Origin of the sequence: Pseudomonas sp. NPDC087336 (genome assembly GCF_044744285.1) — a bacterium.
Lineage (GTDB): Bacteria > Pseudomonadota > Gammaproteobacteria > Pseudomonadales > Pseudomonadaceae > Aquipseudomonas.
Window position 1 is genome coordinate 23,591 of record NZ_JBIUYA010000029.1, and the last position, 18,031, is coordinate 41,621.

The window sequence follows — 18,031 nt, forward strand, 5'->3', positions numbered from 1 at the left end:
GCCCCCTCATTCGTTTTCACTGAAGACTTCCAGAAACCAATCCTCTCCATGAACCTGCAACACGAACGTGATCGGCCGACAACACACCTGACAGTCCTCGATATAGGTCTGATCGCCACCGGACAAGTCCACCGTCGTTTCGACTTCTTCACCACAATACGGACATTCATAAACTGCGCTTTCCAGCATCGCGGTCTCCCAGGTGACTTGTGCGTATAATCGCCGGTCTATTTGCAGGGCTATTTTTGTCTGACTACTTTTTCAGACCGTGCCCCGCTGGTTTTCGATCAGAACCTTTACTTACCCTAGCCGTTTCTAACAAGAGAGCATGATGGGCGAATTCGATGCCATCCGACCTTACGACGATAGCGAAGTCCCAGCGGTGCTGGCACGACTGCTCGGCGACAAGGCGTTTCTAGATATCCTCACCCACTTCCGCTTTCCGCGTTTTGCCGGCGCCTTAGGCTGGGCGCTCAAACCCCTTATAGCTCATCGGCTGCGCCGTGAGTTCGCCGGCATCACGTCGGTGGCCACCTTGCAGGACAAAGTCGAGTACTACGTCGACCACACCATCGAGCGCGCCACGGACGGTGTGACGTACACCGGTGTGGAGCAGTTCAAGTCCGGCAGTGCCTATCTGTTCATCGCCAATCACCGTGACATCGTGATGGACCCGGCTTTCGTCAATTACGCCGTGTACCACGCCGGCCTGCCGACCCCGCGCATCGCCATCGGTGACAATCTGCTACAAAAGCCCTTTGTCAGCGACCTCATGCGCCTGAACAAGAGCTTCATCGTGCACCGCTCGATCACCGGACGTCGCGAAAAAATGGCGGCGTACCAATTGCTGTCGGCGTACATCAACCATTCGATCCGCAACGATTGCGCCTCGATCTGGATCGCCCAGGCCGAGGGACGGGCCAAGGACGGTGACGACCGCACCGAGTCAGCGATCCTCAAGATGTTCCACATGAGCCGCAAGGACGAACCGTTCGGTGAAGTCATCCGCTCGCTGAACCTGACCCCCGTGTCGATCAGCTACGAGTACGATCCGTGCGACCAGGCCAAGGCCCGCGAACTCTACATCCGCGCCACCACCGGCAGCTACACCAAGGCTCCGGGCGAAGATGACGTGAGCATCGCCAAGGGCATCACCGGCTACAAGGGTCGGGTGCACGTGAATTTTGCGGCGCCCATCACCGACCTGTTCGAAGACACCAAGCAATTGGCGATCGAGATGGACAAGCAGATCCTCGGCGGTTACCGCTTGTTCCCGGTGCATTACCTGGCCTACGCCCAATGGCAGGATGCCGACCCGCAACTGCAGGTGCCAAGCGCCAGCAAGTTGTTCCCGGCCGACGAACTGGCCAAGGCTCAGGAACAATGGCAGCAACGCCTGGATGCCTGCCCCGAGGAACATCGCCCGTTCCTGGTGCTGCAGTATGCGACCCCGGTACGCAACCAGTATCGGGTGAAGGCTGGATTGCCGCTTTAACCGCGGATACGACAACGGCGCCTTCGGGCGCCGTTTTTTTTCAAGCGTTAAAACGGTTTAGACCTGGGTGCTGATCCACGACACCAGCAACGCCAGCCCCATGCAGGCGAAACCGAAGCGATAGAAAAACCGGTTCATGCGCAGGGTTGCCCAATCCAGCGTCGGTTCCTGGCTTGGGCTGCTCTGGCGCTGCGCCTGGAGACTGGCCATCGCGCGCTGTTCGCGGCGACGCGTGGCGTGCAGCAGCCAACTGCCCGGGAAGGCCAGCAGCAAGGCCAGCAAATTGATCAATTTGGCGGGATGGGCGGTAAACAGCGTCATCAAATGCAGCGACATCACGAACCTCGAACAAAACCTTGGCAGCAGGCACCTCACCTGCGATCGCGGGCGGATTCTACCGAAAGCCCGCGCACCTGCGCCTGCCTTTGCGACGATTAACGAATCAAATGACCAGTGGCCATGAAAAAAGCCCGAGGCCATTTCTGGCTCCGGGCTTTTCGGCATCTGGCGAAGCTTTTACTCGCCGAGCACCTGACCCACGGTTGGGTCCTTGAACAAACGGGTCAACGCATCGCTCAACACGTCGCTGACCAGCTTGGTGTTGGTTTCCTGGTTCGGCGCCATGCCAAAACGCTGGTCCAGGGACGCGCCATAACGACCGCTGTAACGACGATTGGCATTCTGCACATCGGAACGGAACGTCGCACCAATGGTTGCCTCGGTCACGTACATGCCTTCTTTCGGCGACTGGTACTTCAACTCGGTCAGGGTCACGGTGATTTGTGGCGCGTTCAGCGCATTCGCCGTCGGGGTGAAGCCCAGCAAACGTACGGCCGCTTCGGCCTGCGCCTGCAGTTTCGGCAGGATCTGCGCGCCCTGCACGGTGATCGCGCTGGTTTCCGGATACAGGCCGCCACGGGTGCCCAGGGTTGGCGACGGACGCCCGTCGACCACGCGCACCACCACTGGCTGGCCGTGGCCGACCGGCGCCAGTTGCGCCGTCAGCTTGGGTTCCGGGTTCAGTTGTTGCGGGCTGTGGGCGCAGCCGACCAACGTCAAGCTGGTCACAGTGATCAAACCGAACAACAGGCGTTGCAACATACTCTTCTCTCCAGAATCAGGCACTAACAGGGCCGCAGTATAGCGGTGCGCCACTGCAGCGAACCAGCGCAACAATTGCAGAAAATTCTGACAAAAGTTTCAGAAACCCCTTCCTGTCACACATCTGTCACCCCCCATACACTTGCACGTAACGGCTCGCTGCCATTCTTCAGCGCAGCCACCCAAAAGGTACTTCGCCATGCGCTTTCTCGTTTCGCTGTTCGCCCCACGCCCACGGCACCGCAGCTTTGCCCTGCTCGACAGCAACGGCCATTGCCAGGCTTTCAAGCAGTGCAGCCTCCAACCCATGGGCGATGGCTGGGTCGAAATTGAAGAAATTCGCCTCAACTGGCTGCAGCAACCCCTGCCCGCGAGCGCCCGTGTCAGCCAGCATCCACCACGCTCACGGGCACAACAGCTGATGGCGACCTGACCAGACGCCTAATAAAAGTCATTAAACACGACCAATTCCCTGCGTTTCTTCGCTACAATCTCCCCCCGATTATAAGGACGTCTCCTGATCGGGCCTCGCAGCATCGTCAATGCTTCGGTTTTGGCACCCCGCACCGCCCACAGAGAGCCGCCCACACAGATCGAGTGAAGCTGGCGCGCTTGCTGTTCCTCAAGCACAACCTCCACTTTTCGCGAATCTGCAGAGCTGTCATTACGCTCGGTCACTGAGCTGTTTGCCCGTATTGCCTGCCCGGTTTTCCCTGGCGGCAAACCATCCGGGCACGGTGCCAGGCTGGGACAGCCCTTTTTTGAGGTTCACGTCTTCAAAAGAGCGTGAAAAAAACGGGTTTTCACAACTTCACAAGAGTGTGGCGAGCAAATGAATAGTTTTGCGTCTGAATATGCACCATTAGCGTCCAGTACAGCCCAACGACACAGGACCGAGTACACCTCGAATACCGGAGCCTGAAGCCTGTCCGCTACGGATTTGGTTGCACAAGCGGATGTATCGACCATAAGTCGAATTGCCAGTCGCACGTTGAAATGAGTTCATATGACTCTAATTAGACCCGGCAGGTAGCGTCCGTCGAAGTTGCGAAAAATTGCGAAGATTCGGACATGGCGATCCTGCCATGAGTTCGAGGGGCATCACTGACTCGCCCCGGAACGCCTGGCAGCCATGCCGACAATTTGGTGCTGCAGATTTTGGAGACGCGTTAAATGGCGCATAACGAAGCAGTCGACGTAGTACTGGTTGGGGCCGGCATCATGAGTGCCACCCTCGCGGTACTGCTCAAAGAGCTCGACCCCGCGATCAAGCTGGAAGTCGTCGAGCTGATGGATTCCGGTGCTGCGGAGAGTTCCAACCCGTGGAACAACGCCGGGACCGGTCACGCCGGCCTGTGCGAGCTGAACTACACACCGCAGGCTGCCAATGGCACCGTCGACATCAAGAAAGCCGTGCACATCAACACCCAGTTCGAGGTGTCGAAGCAGTTCTGGTCGTACCTGACCAAGAAAGGCACGTTCGGCTCGTGCAAATCGTTCATCAGCCCGGTGCCACACCTGAGTTTCGTGCAGGGCGACAGCGGCGTGTCCTTCCTCAAGGAGCGCTTCAAGGTGCTGAGCAAGCACCACGCCTTCGCCGACATGGAGTACACCGAAGACAAGGCGACAATGGCAGAGTGGATGCCATTGATGATGCCTGGGCGCGACCCTGGCGAAACCCTCGCCGCCACCCGCGTGATCAACGGGACCGACGTCAACTTCGGCGCCTTGACCAACCAGTTGCTCAAGCACCTGACCAGCGCTCCCGATGCCCAGGTCAAGTACTGCAAGCGCGTGACCGGCCTCAAGCGCAGCAACGGCGGCTGGACCGTCAGCATCAAGGACGTCAACAGCGGCAACAGCCGTGAAGTCGACGCCAAGTTCGTCTTCCTCGGCGCTGGTGGCGCGGCATTGCCGCTGTTGCAGGCTTCGGGCATCGAAGAGAGCAAAGGCTTCGGCGGTTTCCCGATCAGTGGCCAATGGCTGCGTTGCGACAACCCGGAAGTGGTCAAGCACCACCAGGCCAAGGTCTACAGCCAGGCGGCCGTGGGCTCGCCACCGATGTCCGTGCCGCACCTGGACACCCGTGTCGTCGACGGCAAGAAATCCCTGCTGTTCGGACCTTACGCCGGTTTCACCACCAAGTTCCTCAAGCACGGCTCTTTCATGGACCTGCCGATGTCGGTTCGTGCCGGCAACATCGGCCCGATGCTGGCAGTGGCGAAAAACAACATGGACTTGACCAAGTACCTGGTCAGCGAAGTGATGCAGTCGATGGAGCAGCGCCTGGAGTCCCTGCGGCGCTTCTACCCTGAAGCGAAAGCTGAAGACTGGCGCCTGGAAGTGGCCGGCCAACGGGTGCAAATCATCAAGAAAGACCCGAAAAAAGGCGGCGTCCTGCAATTCGGTACCGAACTGGTCGCGGCCAAGGACGGCTCCCTCGCCGCCCTGCTCGGCGCCTCGCCAGGTGCCTCGGTGACGGTTTCGATCATGCTGGAACTGATCGAAAAATGCTTCCCGGGCAAAGCCAAGGGTGAATGGGCTGCCAAACTGGCCGAGATCTTCCCGGCCCGGGAGAAAGTCCTGGAAACCGACGCGGCGCTGTATCGCAAGATCAACACGCAGAACAACATCGCTCTGGAACTGGTTGAAGCCAGCAGCGAGACTGAAAGCTACGCTTGATCCGGCCCCATGAAAAACGCCCCGTCCATCATTGATGGCGGGGCGTTTTTTTATGCCTTTTTGTAGGAGCTGGCTTGCCAGCGAAGGGGGACGCCGCGGTGCGCCAATGACGCCGCCTTCGCCAGCAAGCCGGCGCCTACAGCGGTTAGCCGCGAGCCTTTTCGATCAGCTCGATGTATTCCGGCGCGTTGCGTTGATCCTGGATCAGGGCAACGAAGTCATTGCCGTGCTCGTCCTTGCCGTTCACGTCATAACCGGCCTCGACGAAAAACGTCAGGAAACGCTCGAAATCGTCGATTCGCAGGCCACGGTAAGCCTTGATCAGCTTGTGCAGGGACGGGGAAGTCGCGTCGACCGGTTCGAAATCGAGGAACAACTTGATCTGCTCATCGCCGATCTCGTCACCAATCACTTGTTTCTTATCTTTACGCATTGCCGACTCCAGCTCGCAGACATTTCACGGGGCGGGCAGTTTACCCCTGCGCGGGCGCCGGGCTCAACGCGGACGAACAGCCCCGGTGTGCAGATCGGCCCAGATGTGGCCGTTGGCGTAGCTGAGAAACTGGCAATACACCGTATCGTTACGCAACAAGTCGATGACTACCCGGTATTGAGCCAGCGGGTAATAAAGCGTCAACGTTTTGCTCTTGTCGTCGTAGAGCGGTTTTTTCAGGCTTTTGCTTTCGCCATCGAAATTGACCAGCACCTGACTGACGGTCGCGCCCTTGTTCAAGGACTTTCCCTTGAGGCGAATCATCAGCGGCGAAGTGACGGGAATCGGCTGCTGGCTGGACTGGCGCTGACTGCCGACCACCACCGAATACTCGGTGACTTGCAGCAGTTGTTGTTGCTCGGGTTGGGCGTCACGCAGGGTCAGGTCGTCCGGCGGCAGGAATTGACTGTGCATAGGGGCCGGGGCGGCCGCCAGGGGCAAGCTGAGGGTCAGCAACAGGGTGGCGCAGCAGCGGATCAGAAAGCTCATGACAGGCTCCTACAATTGGAGAATCAATCGAACTGCGCGCGCATCCAGGCCTGGTACTCGGCAACACCGGGTTCGCCTTCACGTGGCGCCCAGTGCGCCAACTCACCTTCGCCGACCGGACGATAGGGGCCAGCCTTGCACTCGAACATCAGGCTATCGGCTTCAAGCACCACCAGGCCGTGGAACACGCCCGTAGGCAGGTCCACGCCGACACAGTCGCCACCGGCCTGCAAGACCGTCTTGCTCAGGACAGCGCCGGATTCGTCGAAGATCAATACGCCCAGCCGCCCCTTGAGCACCAACAGGGTTTCAGCCTTGTTGTCGCCCAGGTGACGATGAGGCGCAATATACGTTGAAGGTTGCAAGCCCACGGCCATTCGATGGCAGGCATCTTCCATCTGGTGGAAGTTGTGATGCTGGCGACCGCGAGGGTTGGCCGCCGCTTTCTCGGCCAACTCGGCGAACAGGGTCTGATCAAGAAAGCGAGGCGTGGTCATTCTTACATTCCTTTAACGGCAAAAATCCCGTTGGCGTTGCGCCAGTAGCCTTTGTAGTCCATGCCATAACCGAAGATGTATCGGTCGACGCACGGCAAACCGACGAAATCGGCCTTCAGGTCCGGGCGAGCCTTGCGGTCGTGGTCCTTGTCGATCAGCACCGCCGTGTGCACTTTACGCGCGCCGGCGTGTTTGCAGAAGTCGATGATCGCGCCCAGGGTATGACCTTCGTCGAGGATGTCGTCGATGATCAGTACATCACGGTCGATGAACGACACTTCCGGCTTGGCTTTCCAGAACAGCTCGCCGCCGCTGGTTTCGTTGCGATAGCGGGTGGCGTGCAGGTAGGACGCTTCCAGCGGGAATTGCAGGTGCGTGAGCAGCTTGCCGGCGAAAATCAGCCCGCCGTTCATCACACAGAACACCACCGGATTGCTGTCCGCCAGTTCATCGTTGATGTGTGCACCGACGCGGGCAATGGCTGCCTCGACTTCAGCTTCGGTGTACAGGCAGTCAGCCTCTCGCATGATTTGACGGATATGCTCGAGATCAGCGGACATGGCGCTCTCCAGGGATGGCGGTTTCGGAAAAGCCGGCAAAGGTACGCATCAAGCGAGGCCAGATCAAGCGATTGTGGACTAACGTACTCTATGTCTATAGGACATCACCCTCGGATAGATTAATCTAGGCCGGTTTTTTTGCCCGCCGCCGGAGCCTTTCCCATGCCCATCCTCGAGATCCGCCACCCGCTGATCCGCCACAAACTTGGCCTAATGCGCCGCGCAGACATCAGCACGAAGAATTTCCGCGAGCTCGCTCAGGAAGTCGGTGCCCTGCTGACCTATGAAGCCACCAAAGACCTGCCGCTGGAAACCTACGATATCGAAGGTTGGTGCGGCACCGTGTCGGTGGAGAAGATCGCCGGCAAGAAGATTACCGTGGTGCCGATCCTGCGCGCTGGTATCGGCATGCTCGAAGGCGTGCTGAGCCTGATCCCGGGCGCCAAAGTCAGCGCCGTGGGCGTGGCCCGCAACGAGGAGACCCTCGAAGCCCACACCTACCTCGAGAAGCTGGTACCGGAAATCGACGAACGCCTGGCGATGATCATCGACCCGATGCTTGCCACCGGCGGCTCGATGGTTGCCACCATCGACCTGCTGAAAAAAGCTGGTTGCAAGGACATCCGCGCCATGGTGCTGGTCGCTGCACCAGAAGGTATCGCCGTGGTCGAGAAAGCTCACCCGGACGTGATCATCTACACCGCGTCCATCGACCAGAAGCTCAACGAACACGGTTACATCATCCCGGGCCTGGGCGATGCTGGCGACAAGATCTTCGGCACCAAGCAGAAGGACGCGTGAGCATGCAGCAAGAGTTCAACGATCCGCTCTGGCGCACGGTGCTGTCTGGCGCCCAGATGCTGTTCGTGGCCTTCGGCGCCCTGGTATTGATGCCGCTGATCACGGGTCTCGACCCGAACGTGGCATTGTTCACCGCGGGCCTGGGGACGATTCTGTTCCAGGTCGTCACCGGGCGCCAGGTGCCGGTGTTCCTGGCGTCGAGCTTCGCGTTCATCACCCCGATCATTCTCGCCAAGGGCCAGTTCGGCCTCGCTGCGACCATGGGCGGCGTGATGGCGGCCGGTTTTGTCTATACGTTCCTCGGCCTGGCAGTGAAAATCAAAGGCACTGGCTTCATCGACCGCCTGCTGCCGCCGGTGGTGATTGGCCCGGTGATCATCTCCATCGGCCTGGCCATGGCGCCGATCGCCGCCAACATGGCGATGGGCAAGGCAGGCGACGGTAGCGAACTGATTCACTATCAGACGGCGATGCTTATCTCGATGCCGGCGTTGCTGACCACCCTGATTGTCGCTGTGTTCGGCAAAGGCATTTTCCGCCTGGTGCCGATCATTTCCGGCGTGCTGGTGGGGTTTGCCATGTCTTTCTACTTTGGCGTGGTCGATACCGCGAAAATTGCCGCGGCGCCCTGGTTCGCCATTCCCCACTTCACCGCGCCGGAATTCAACTGGCAGGCGATCCTGTTCATCGTTCCGGTGGCCTTGGCGCCAGCGATCGAGCACATCGGCGGCGTGATCGCCGTGGGTAGCGTGACGGGTCGCGATTACCTGAAGAAGCCTGGCCTGCATCGCACCCTGCTCGGCGATGGCATTGCCACCACCGCTGCTGGCCTGTTCGGCGGTCCACCCAATACCACGTACGCCGAAGTCACTGGCGCGGTGATGCTGACCAAGAACTACAACCCGAAAATCATGACCTGGGCGGCGATCTTCGCCATCAGCCTGGCGTTCATCGGCAAATTCGGTGCGCTGCTGCAAAGCATTCCGGTACCGGTGATGGGCGGGATTCTCTGCCTGTTGTTCGGCTCGATTGCGGCGGTAGGCATGAACACGCTGATCCGCCACAAGATCGACCTGGGCGAAGCGCGCAACCTGGTGATCGTCTCGGTGACCCTGGTGTTCGGTATCGGCGGCGTGCTGGTCGGTACGGGCACCGGCCCGGACGACTTCGGCCTCAAAGGCATCGCGTTGTGCGCGGTGGTGGCGATTGCGCTGAACCTGATCCTGCCGGGCAATGACAGCTGGAAGCACAAGAAGGCGAATGAGCCGGTGTTGTAATTGATCGTTCCCACGCTCCGCGTGGGAATGCCTCTTGGGACGCTCCGCGTCCAGTGACGCGGGGCGTCACGGGCTGCATTCCCACGCAAAGCGTGGGAACGATCAAAGCGCCAACGGTGCTCGCTCACACAACGCGCTCAACGCCTTCGCCCACTGCGGATCATCGTTGAGGCACGGCACCAGCACCAACTCCTCTCCCCCCGCTTCGCGGAATTGCTCCAGGCCGCGATCGCCGATTTCTTCCAGCGTCTCGATGCAATCGGCCACGAAGGCCGGGCACATCACCAGCACCTTTTTCACGCCGCTTTTGGCGAGTTCATCCAGACGTGCCTCAGTGTAGGGTTCGATCCATTTGGCGCGGCCCAGGCGCGATTGAAACGACACCGACCACTTGCCATCCGGCAATCCCATACGCTTGGCGAATTCGGATGCCGTGCGCAGGCATTGGGCGCGGTAGCAGGTCGCCAATACTTCTGGCGAAGCGTTCAGGCAGCAATCAGCGCTTTTGAAGCAATGGTGACCGGTAGGGTCGATCTTGCTCAGGTGCCGCTCCGGTAAACCATGGAAGCTCAACAACAGGTGATCGTAATCCTGCAGCAAATACGGCTTGGCGCTGGCCACCAGCGCGTCGAGGTATTCCGGTTGATCGTAGAACGGCTGGAGAATCGAAAACTGCACATCCAGCCGCTTCTCGCGCACCACCCGCTTCGCCTCCTCGATCACCGTGGTCACGGTGCTGTCGGCGAACTGTGGATAGAGCGGTGCGAGCGTGATCTTCTTGTGACCCTGGGCCGCCAGGCGTACCAACATCGATTCAATCGATGGCTCGCCATAGCGCATCGCCAATTCCACCGGGCCGTGATGCCACTGCGCAGCCATGGCCTGTTGCAAGCGACGACTGAGCACCACCAGCGGCGAACCTTCGTCCCACCAGATCGACGCGTAGGCATGCGCCGACTGCTCGGGGCGCTTGATCAGGATCAGCGACACCAGCAAGCGCCGCACCGGCCATGGCAGGTCGATCACATAAGGGTCCATCAGGAACTGATTGAGGTAACTGCGCACATCCGCCACCGAGGTGGAGGCCGGAGAGCCCAGGTTGACCAGAAGCAACGCGTGATCGGTCATGCAACGTCCTATTTCAAAGGCGGCTGGAAAGGTCGTCCAGGGCCGCGCGCAAATCAGTGAACTGGAAAGTGAAACCCGCTTCCAGCAAGCGAGCCGGTACGGCCTTCTGGCCACCCAGCAACAGCAATGACAGCTCGCCCAGGCACACCTTCAACGCCAGGGCCGGCATGGGCATGAACGTCGGGCGGTGCAGCACGCTGCCCAACGTCTTGGCGAACTCGCGGTTGCGCACCGGTTTGGGCGCGCAGGCATTATAAGGACCACTGGCGCTTTGCCGATGCAGAAGAAAATCAATCAGGGCAATTTGATCGTTGATATGAATCCATGGCATCCACTGCCGGCCACTGCCGATAGGCCCGCCCAGCCCCAGTTTGAATGGCAGCAACAGGCGCGACAAAAAGCCGCCCTCTGCCGACAACACCAGCCCGGTACGAATGAAGATCACGCGAATGCCCAATCCTTCGGCGCGCTGGGCAGTTTCCTCCCAGGCGATGCATAACTGACTGGCGAAATCATCGATGACCGGTGGCGAATCCTCGGTCAATTCACGCTCACCGCCATCGCCGTACCAACCGACCGCGGACCCTGAAATCAATACCTGCGGTTTCTGTTCACGGCTTTCGAGCCAGGCCAGCAGGGTTTCCGTCAGGGTGATGCGACTGCTCCACAACAAAGCTTTGCGCTTGTGGGTCCATGGGCGATCGGCGATCGGCGCACCGGCCAGATTGACGATGGCGTCCACCGGGTCTTGCCCGACCTCTTCAAGCCGCGCGATGCCACGCACCTGGGCGCCGCAGATTTTGGTGACTTTTGCAGGCGTCCGGCTCCAGACTGTAAGGCGATGCCCTTGACTCAACCAGTGCCGGCAGAGCTGACGTCCTATCAAACCAGTACCGCCGGTCAGCAATATGTGCATGACTACTTCCTCGCGTGGCGTTTTACCCTGATCACTAGTCTATTTTTATAAGCAAGGGATCTTTTGGTATCGGGCAGGCTCTGTGTTTAACAATAGGCCAAGCTGTCAGAACGAGAACGCTGAAAGTTATACCAAAAAACAATATTGTACAGGTTTCAACCCCGGCGTAGTCTGTACAGACAGGTAAACGAGGCCCTTATGACTGTACCTATCGCAATCATCGGCACCGGCATTGCCGGACTCTCAGCCGCACAAGCCCTGACCGACCTGGGGCATGTCGTGCAACTTTTCGATAAAAGCCGCGGCAGTGGCGGGCGCATGTCGAGCAAGCGCAGCGATGCGGGTGCTCTGGACATGGGCGCACAATATTTCACTGCCCGCGACCGCCGCTTTGTCACCGAAGTCCAGCGCTGGCAGACCAAGGGCTGGGTCGCCGAATGGACCCCGCAGCTGTATACCTTCCATGGCGGCAGGCTCGATCTGTCGCCGGACGAACAGACGCGCTGGGTTGGCACCCCGCGGATGAGCGCCATTACCCGTTCCCTGCTGGGCGACCTGGAAGTGCATTTCGCCTGCCGGATCACCGAGGTGTATCGCGGCGAAGAACACTGGCACCTGCAGGATGCCGAGGGCTTCACCCATGGTCCGTTCAGTCATGTGGTCATCGCCACCCCGGCACCCCAGGCGACCGCGCTGCTGGCCTCCGCGCCGAAGCTCGCGGGCGCCGCCGCCGGGGTAAAAATGGACCCTACCTGGGCGGTTGCATTGGCGTTCGAGACGCCCCTGGAAACGCCGATGGAAGGCTGCTTTGTGCAAGACAGTCCGCTGGATTGGCTGGCGCGCAACCGCAGCAAGCCAGGTCGCGACAACACCCTCGACACCTGGGTGCTGCACGCCACCAGCGCTTGGAGTCGACAGCACATCGACCTGCCGAAAGAAGCGGTGATCGAGCAATTGCACGGCGCGTTCGCCGAGCTGTTGCACGATGCCATGCCTGCGCCCAGCTTCAGCCTGGCCCACCGCTGGCTCTACGCCCGCCCTGCCAGCAGCCATGAATGGGGCACCCTGGCCGATGCGGACCTGGGCCTCTATGCGTGCGGCGACTGGTGCCTGTCCGGACGCGTCGAAGGTGCGTGGCTCAGCGGCCAGGAAGCCGCCCGCCGCCTGCATGCACACTTGCAGTAACTGCAACACCCGACACGGCTTGCCAGCGATGAACGAAAAATGCGGTGCAGCTGAACTCCGCTGCACCTGGATCGCTGGCAACATCGCTTAAGCCGGTCACCCTCTTTGCTAAAAACTTATACAACTAATTTGACTTGTACATCTTTGAATCTATGATGAGCCTATGTTGTACAGACTTTCAGCTCTGTACAGGTTTAGATTCCGAGGTGCTCGATGCCCCTGCCACCCACCAAGCCGAAAATCGCCATCAGCGCCTGCCTGATGGGTTTTGACGTGCGCTATAACGGCGGACACAAGGCATCGCGACTGTGCAGGCAGGTTCTCAGCGACTACTTCGATTTCGTCCCGGTCTGCCCCGAAGTCGCCATTGGCCTGGGCATTCCGCGCCAGCCAATCCGACTGGTAGGGGATGCGGATGCACCCCAGGCCGTTGGCACGGTCGACCGCGACATCAATGTCACCCAGCCGCTGGCCAACTATGGTCGGCAGATGGCGGCGGAGCTTGGCGATATCTGCGGCTACATCTTCATGCAGCAATCCCCTTCCTGCGGCCTGGAGCGGGTCAAGGTCTATCACGCCAATGGCGCACCGGTGAAGGACGGTGGCCGGGGCATCTACGCCCACGCGTTCTGTGCCCAGCAAGCGGACTTACCGGTGGAAGAAGACGGCCGGCTCAACGACCCGGTGCTGCGAGAAAACTTTCTCACCCGCGTATTCGCCTACAGCGCCTGGCAACAGTTGTTGCACGAAGGCCTGAGCCGTCGCGGCCTGACAACGTTTCACTCGCGCTACAAGTACCTGCTGATGGCACACAACCCGGTGCAATACAAAATTCTCGGTAACTTGCTGGGCAACATGGGCCAGACCGATCCGAAAGAACTCGGACCACGCTACTTCAGCCTGCTGATGGCGGCCCTGAAGCAATGCGCGACCCGCCGCACCCATACCAATGTGTTGCAGCACCTGAGCGGCTATTTAAAAAAGGCCATCAGCGCCGAGGACAAGCAGGAAGTGCAACACCTCATTGGTCAATACCGCCAGGGCATTGTGCCGCTTGTGGTGCCGCTGACATTACTCAAGCATCACTTTCGTCAACATCCGGACCCGTACATCAATCAGCAGGCGTACCTGCAACCCCATCCAGAAAATCTCAGCCTGCGAAACGCCATCTGATGAAGCCCTTACTCGACAGCAGCGCCAGCGAAGAATTCGGTGCCGACTTCAAGAAAGCCCTGGACGCAGGCTGGCTGCCGATCCGCGAAGTTGCCCGGCAGACCGGGGTGAACGCCGTGACGCTGCGAGCCTGGGAACGTCGCTATGGCCTGATCGTGCCGCAGCGTACGCCCAAGGGACACCGGTTGTTCTCGGCCGAACATGTTCAACGCATTTTTACCATCCTCACCTGGCTCAACCGCGGCGTGGCCGTCAGCCAGGTCAAGCAATTGCTCGACACGCCCCAGGCGTTCAGCGAGCTCGTTGAAAACGATTGGCAAGTGTTGCGTCATACCTTGTTCACCGCCGTCACGCAGCTGAATGAACGCACCCTGGACGACACCGTCAACCAGGCGATGGCGCTGTACCCCCCGCGCACCCTGTGCGAGCAGTTACTCATGCCCCTGCTGGCGGAGCTTGAACTCCATTGGCAAGGACAGTTCGGCACGCAGATGGAACGGGGGTTTTTCTACTCCTGGCTACGAAGCAAGTTTGGTGCGCGCCTCTACCATAACAACCGCCAGTTACACGGTGCGCCACTGCTGTTGATCAATCATTCGGATCTGCCCCTTGAACCTCACGTGTGGCTCACGGCCTGGTTGATCAGCAGCGCCGATTGCCCGGTGCAAGTGTTTGACTGGCCGCTGCCAGCCAGTGAACTGGCACTGGCTGTCGACCTGCTGCAACCACGCGGCGTACTGCTATATTCCAGCAAAGCGATAAACCTTTCACAACTGGTAAAACTTTTAAACGGCGCCAGTTGCCCAAAAATGATCGCCGGCCCAACGGTGTGCATTCACAACACCGAATTGTCCGCAATAACTTCAGAGATCGCTGATCTGTACCTGGCTGAAACCCCCTTGGCCGCGCACCAGGCACTCGTTCAATGCGGACTCATTTAAAGGCACTTGTGCAATGAATCGGGCGAACACCCACATGCAATTGATCTGGCTGCGCAACGACCTGCGCGTGCACGACAACACCGCCCTTTTGGCCGCGACAGCGAGTGGCCCGACGGTGGCTGTGTATCTGCTGAGCCCGGAGCAATGGCGCGAACATGACGACGCCCCCTGCAAAGTGGACTTCTGGCTGCGCAACCTGCAGGCACTGAGTGGTGCATTGGGCCAATTGAACATTCCCCTGCTGATCCGCAATGCCCCCCGTTGGGAGGACGCACCGGCCGTGCTGCTCGAGTTGTGCCAGCAATTGCAGATCGACGCGGTGTATCTCAACGAGGAATATGGCATCCACGAAACCCGTCGCGATGCAGCCGTGACGCAGGCCCTTAAGGCCGAAGGCATCGAGGTCCGCCGCTACCTCGATCAACTATTGTTTAAACCCGGCAGTGTGCTGACCAAAACCGGCAGCTACTTTCAGGTCTTCAGTCAGTTCCGCAAAGTCTGTCATGAACGGCTGCATCATTCGCTGCCCGGCCTGGTAAGCACCCCGGCGGCGCAAGCTGCGCTGAACATTGCCAGCGACGCCATCGCGACGCGGGTCGAAGGTTTCGACCCGCCCCCTGACAGCCTGCGTGAGCTATGGCCGGCCGGTGAAGACGAAGCCCGGCGCCGCCTCGACAGCTTTACCGAGATGCAGATCGACGACTACCAAAGCGAGCGCGACTTCCCGGCAAAACCCGGCACCAGCCAACTCTCGGCCTATCTCGCCGCCGGGGTGATCTCCCCCCGCCAGTGCCTACACGCCGCGATGCAAAGCAATCAGGGCGAGTTCGAAAGCGGTAAGGTCGGCGCCGTTACCTGGATCAATGAACTGTTGTGGCGCGAGTTCTACAAACACATTCTGGTGGGTTACCCGCGGGTTTCCCGTCACCGCGCCTTTCGCCCGGAAACCGAAGCCCTGGCGTGGCGCAACGCCCCCGAAGAACTTGCCGCCTGGCAGCAGGGCCGTACCGGCTTGCCGATCATCGACGCGGCCATGCGCCAACTGCTGGAAACCGGCTGGATGCACAATCGCCTGCGCATGGTGGTGGCGATGTTCCTGACCAAGAACCTGTTGATCGACTGGCGCGAGGGCGAACGCTTCTTCATGCGCCACCTGATCGATGGCGACCTGGCAGCGAACAACGGCGGCTGGCAGTGGAGTTCGTCTACCGGCACCGACTCGGCGCCTTACTTCCGGATTTTCAACCCGCTGAGCCAGTCGGAAAAATTCGACGCCGAAGGCCTGTTCATCAAGCACTGGCTCCCGCAACTGTCGGGGCTCGATAAAAAAGCTGTGCATAACCCGGCGCAACTTGGCGGTTTGTTCGGTGTGCCAGATTATCCGGCACCGATCGTCGACCTGGGCACCTCCCGTGCCCGCGCCTTGTCCGCGTTCAAGGACCTGCCGTCGCGGCAAGCTGCCGGGAGCCTTTATGAATAGCCTCCTGCAGCATCTTTATGAACACCTGATGGAGTCCGGCCGGGCAATGACCTGGCTGCAAAGGAGAACGGGATGAGGCTGACACCTCCACGACGATATTGGTTGACCGGTGCGAGCAACGGCATTGGCGCAGCGCTGGCTGAAGAAATACTCAAGAGCGGCGCCCACCTGGCCGTTAGCGCCCGCTCGCTGGCCCCACTGAAAGTCTTGTCGCTGCGCTATCCCGGGCAAGTATTGGTGGTGGCTGGCGACTTGACCAACAGCCAGACGGTCCGTGAAATCGGCGAACAGATTGCCCGGGGCTGGGGCTCCCTGGACACCGTGATCCTCAACGCCGGTACCTGCGAATACGTGGATGCCAAGCAGTTCGACGCCTCTATCATCGAACATGTGGTACGCACCAACCTGCTTGCCAGCAGCTACTGCATCGACGCGGCATTGCCATTGCTGCGCTCCGGCACCGCGCCGCACCTGGTGGGGCTGGCCAGTTCGGTGACCTACCTGCCACTGCCCCGCGCCGAAGCCTATGGCGGCTCGAAAGCCGGGATGCGTTACCTGTTCGAATCCCTGCGCATTGACCTGGCACCTGAAGGGATCGAAGTCACAGTGGTCAATCCCGGGGCCGTCGAGGCACCACGAGCCGCGAAAAATGATATACCCATGCCACTCAACTGGCCGGTGGGGAAAGCAGCGCAGCACATCTTCCACGAAATCAGGAACCGGCCGCTGGAGATCGCCTTGCCGGGGATGTTTATGTCCGCCCTGTGGCCGCTGCCGAAAATGCCCGAGCGGACGAAGCTGGCGATTGGCAAACGCATCGTTCGCAGCAGCCCGCCGATCATGGATCAGTTGTGATCGAAAGATTTGCGGCGGATGCCAGCGACTGAGCGTCCGTCAGAGCTTTCACACGGCACCGACTGACTGCCTTACACTGCGCGCCATGAAAACCATCCCCCACACGCAAATCGCCACAGCGGCGGTGACCTGCTCGACCTGTGCAGCCTGCTGCTGCCAGCTCGAAGTCATGCTGATCACCGATACCGGCGTGCCCGAGCGATTCATCGACACCGATGACTGGGGCGGTGAAGTTATGCTGCGCCTGGACGACGGCTGGTGTGCCGCGCTGGATCGCAACACGATGATGTGCACCATCTACGAAAAACGCCCGCTGATCTGCCGGGAATTCGAGATGGGGGCGGCGGAATGCATTGAAGAACGCCAAGGGATTTCGACGGCGTATCGTTGAAGCCAGCGCAATACAAATGTGGGAGCAAGCCCCCACATTGACCGAGCCTTACAACGGCATCGTGTAATGCAGTGCGTAACTTTCAACGCCATCGTTCGGACTGGTGATCCCCGCATTCGAATAGTGCGTCGCGCGAATTCCGACTTCATGCCCGCCGGCAAAGCGCAGGCCAACACCGAAGCGGTCCTCGAACTGAAACGCGCTGCCCAGGTCGTTGTTTTCGACTTCGGTACTGGCGAACACCGCCACCCCGAACCCGAGCTCAACGTAGGGTTTGACGCTCTGACCGGCAAACTCGTAAACAAACACTGGAGAGAACGAAAGGCTGTGGTTGCTGGAGGTCTCTTCGCCATCCCAATAGGTGTAGGCGCCGCTCCAGTAACCGGTCAAGCGACCTACGTCGCTCTGCCACCAACTCTTGTCCCAATCAAATTGCATGCCCAGGCGATAGGTCATGCTCGATTCGCCGGTCTGGCCGACCCCGAACTCCACGCCCGCAGCCTGCGCAGTGAAACTGTGCCCCATCAGTGCGGCCGCAATCGCGGCCAAACAAAATAGTCGCTTCAT

21 protein-coding genes are annotated in these 18,031 nt (G+C 59.8%); 11 read left to right on the forward strand and 10 right to left on the reverse strand.

The features are described 5' to 3' along the window. Positions 1–6 precede the first annotated feature (6 nt). Complete coding sequence (locus tag ACIO0C_RS24420) at positions 7–189, reverse strand: CPXCG motif-containing cysteine-rich protein (protein ID WP_007951671.1); 183 nt, start codon at positions 187–189, stop codon at positions 7–9. 139 nt (positions 190–328) lie between these two features. Here ACIO0C_RS24420 and ACIO0C_RS24425 point away from each other — a divergent pair, with 139 nt between their 5' ends. After that, complete coding sequence (locus ACIO0C_RS24425; protein WP_401315823.1) at positions 329–1,495, forward strand: 1-acyl-sn-glycerol-3-phosphate acyltransferase; 1,167 nt, start codon at positions 329–331, stop codon at positions 1,493–1,495. 57 nt (positions 1,496–1,552) lie between these two features. Here the strand turns inward: ACIO0C_RS24425 and ACIO0C_RS24430 are convergent, their stop codons facing one another. Both ACIO0C_RS24430 and ACIO0C_RS24435 read right to left on the reverse strand, forming a co-directional pair. Next, positions 1,553–1,831 carry a hypothetical protein gene (locus ACIO0C_RS24430; RefSeq protein WP_020799764.1) on the reverse strand — a complete coding sequence of 93 codons (279 nt, stop codon included), beginning with the start codon at positions 1,829–1,831 and terminating at the stop codon, positions 1,553–1,555. Between the two features lie 180 nt (positions 1,832–2,011). After that, entirely contained in the window at positions 2,012–2,596 is a 585-nt protein-coding gene (locus ACIO0C_RS24435) for a YajG family lipoprotein (RefSeq protein ID WP_401315825.1), read from the reverse strand. 199 nt (positions 2,597–2,795) lie between these two features. Here ACIO0C_RS24435 and ACIO0C_RS24440 point away from each other — a divergent pair, with 199 nt between their 5' ends. Beyond that, positions 2,796–3,029 carry a hypothetical protein gene (locus tag ACIO0C_RS24440; protein ID WP_401315827.1) on the forward strand — a complete coding sequence of 78 codons (234 nt, stop codon included), beginning with the start codon at positions 2,796–2,798 and terminating at the stop codon, positions 3,027–3,029. A gap of 740 nt (positions 3,030–3,769) precedes the next feature. After that, on the forward strand, positions 3,770–5,278 hold the full coding sequence (mqo, locus tag ACIO0C_RS24445; RefSeq protein ID WP_401315829.1) for a malate dehydrogenase (quinone): 1,509 nt from the start codon (positions 3,770–3,772) through the stop codon (positions 5,276–5,278). Between the two features lie 145 nt (positions 5,279–5,423). Here mqo and ACIO0C_RS24450 read toward each other — a convergent pair whose 3' ends face one another. The 4 genes from ACIO0C_RS24450 to ACIO0C_RS24465 all read right to left on the reverse strand — a co-directional run bounded on the left by ACIO0C_RS24450 (position 5,424) and on the right by ACIO0C_RS24465 (position 7,317). After that, on the reverse strand, positions 5,424–5,711 hold the full coding sequence (locus ACIO0C_RS24450; RefSeq protein WP_008060216.1) for a PA4642 family protein: 288 nt from the start codon (positions 5,709–5,711) through the stop codon (positions 5,424–5,426). Positions 5,712–5,774: 63 nt separating this feature from the next. After that, positions 5,775–6,260 carry a hypothetical protein gene (locus tag ACIO0C_RS24455; RefSeq protein ID WP_401315830.1) on the reverse strand — a complete coding sequence of 162 codons (486 nt, stop codon included), beginning with the start codon at positions 6,258–6,260 and terminating at the stop codon, positions 5,775–5,777. Positions 6,261–6,283: 23 nt separating this feature from the next. Next, the gene (locus ACIO0C_RS24460) at positions 6,284–6,757 is read right to left on the reverse strand and encodes a WbuC family cupin fold metalloprotein (RefSeq protein WP_401315832.1); all 474 of its coding nucleotides are present in this window, start codon (positions 6,755–6,757) and stop codon (positions 6,284–6,286) included. Positions 6,758–6,759: 2 nt separating this feature from the next. Further along, positions 6,760–7,317, reverse strand: coding sequence for a hypoxanthine-guanine phosphoribosyltransferase (locus ACIO0C_RS24465; RefSeq protein WP_401315833.1), 558 nt, complete (start codon positions 7,315–7,317; stop codon positions 6,760–6,762). Positions 7,318–7,479: 162 nt separating this feature from the next. Between ACIO0C_RS24465 and upp the strand changes: the two genes are divergently transcribed. Next, positions 7,480–8,118: a uracil phosphoribosyltransferase gene (gene upp, locus ACIO0C_RS24470; protein WP_008060213.1), complete on the forward strand. Its 639-nt coding sequence runs from the start codon at positions 7,480–7,482 to the stop codon at positions 8,116–8,118. Positions 8,119–8,120: 2 nt separating this feature from the next. After that, complete coding sequence (locus ACIO0C_RS24475; RefSeq protein ID WP_401315835.1) at positions 8,121–9,395, forward strand: uracil-xanthine permease family protein; 1,275 nt, start codon at positions 8,121–8,123, stop codon at positions 9,393–9,395. A 102-nt stretch (positions 9,396–9,497) separates the two neighbouring features. Here the strand turns inward: ACIO0C_RS24475 and hemH are convergent, their stop codons facing one another. Then, positions 9,498–10,523, reverse strand: coding sequence for a ferrochelatase (gene hemH / locus ACIO0C_RS24480; RefSeq protein ID WP_401315836.1), 1,026 nt, complete (start codon positions 10,521–10,523; stop codon positions 9,498–9,500). Positions 10,524–10,536: 13 nt separating this feature from the next. Further along, positions 10,537–11,439, reverse strand: a complete 903-nt coding sequence (locus tag ACIO0C_RS24485; protein ID WP_401315838.1) for a TIGR01777 family oxidoreductase — start codon at positions 11,437–11,439, stop codon at positions 10,537–10,539. Between the two features lie 198 nt (positions 11,440–11,637). On the opposite strand from ACIO0C_RS24485, the gene ACIO0C_RS24490 reads away from it, so the two are divergent. From ACIO0C_RS24490 to ACIO0C_RS24515, 6 genes are all read left to right on the forward strand, one after another. Next, a complete protein-coding gene (locus ACIO0C_RS24490) occupies positions 11,638–12,624 on the forward strand; it encodes an NAD(P)/FAD-dependent oxidoreductase (RefSeq protein WP_401315840.1) in 987 nt (328 codons plus the stop codon). Between the two features lie 213 nt (positions 12,625–12,837). Then, positions 12,838–13,797 carry a YbgA family protein gene (locus ACIO0C_RS24495; RefSeq protein WP_401315841.1) on the forward strand — a complete coding sequence of 320 codons (960 nt, stop codon included), beginning with the start codon at positions 12,838–12,840 and terminating at the stop codon, positions 13,795–13,797. After that, positions 13,797–14,738: a MerR family transcriptional regulator gene (locus ACIO0C_RS24500; protein ID WP_401315843.1), complete on the forward strand. Its 942-nt coding sequence runs from the start codon at positions 13,797–13,799 to the stop codon at positions 14,736–14,738. Before ACIO0C_RS24495 ends, ACIO0C_RS24500 begins: the two co-directional genes overlap by 1 nt. Positions 14,739–14,772: 34 nt before the next feature. After that, positions 14,773–16,218 carry a deoxyribodipyrimidine photo-lyase gene (gene phrB, locus ACIO0C_RS24505; RefSeq protein WP_401315891.1) on the forward strand — a complete coding sequence of 482 codons (1,446 nt, stop codon included), beginning with the start codon at positions 14,773–14,775 and terminating at the stop codon, positions 16,216–16,218. 72 nt (positions 16,219–16,290) lie between these two features. After that, complete coding sequence (locus ACIO0C_RS24510) at positions 16,291–17,073, forward strand: SDR family NAD(P)-dependent oxidoreductase (RefSeq protein WP_401315844.1); 783 nt, start codon at positions 16,291–16,293, stop codon at positions 17,071–17,073. Positions 17,074–17,158: 85 nt separating this feature from the next. Continuing rightward, the gene (locus tag ACIO0C_RS24515; RefSeq protein WP_401315846.1) at positions 17,159–17,464 is read left to right on the forward strand and encodes a YkgJ family cysteine cluster protein; all 306 of its coding nucleotides are present in this window, start codon (positions 17,159–17,161) and stop codon (positions 17,462–17,464) included. 48 nt (positions 17,465–17,512) lie between these two features. On the opposite strand, the gene ACIO0C_RS24520 is transcribed toward ACIO0C_RS24515, so the two are convergent. Next, positions 17,513–18,031, reverse strand: coding sequence for an acyloxyacyl hydrolase (locus ACIO0C_RS24520; RefSeq protein ID WP_401315848.1), 519 nt, complete (start codon positions 18,029–18,031; stop codon positions 17,513–17,515).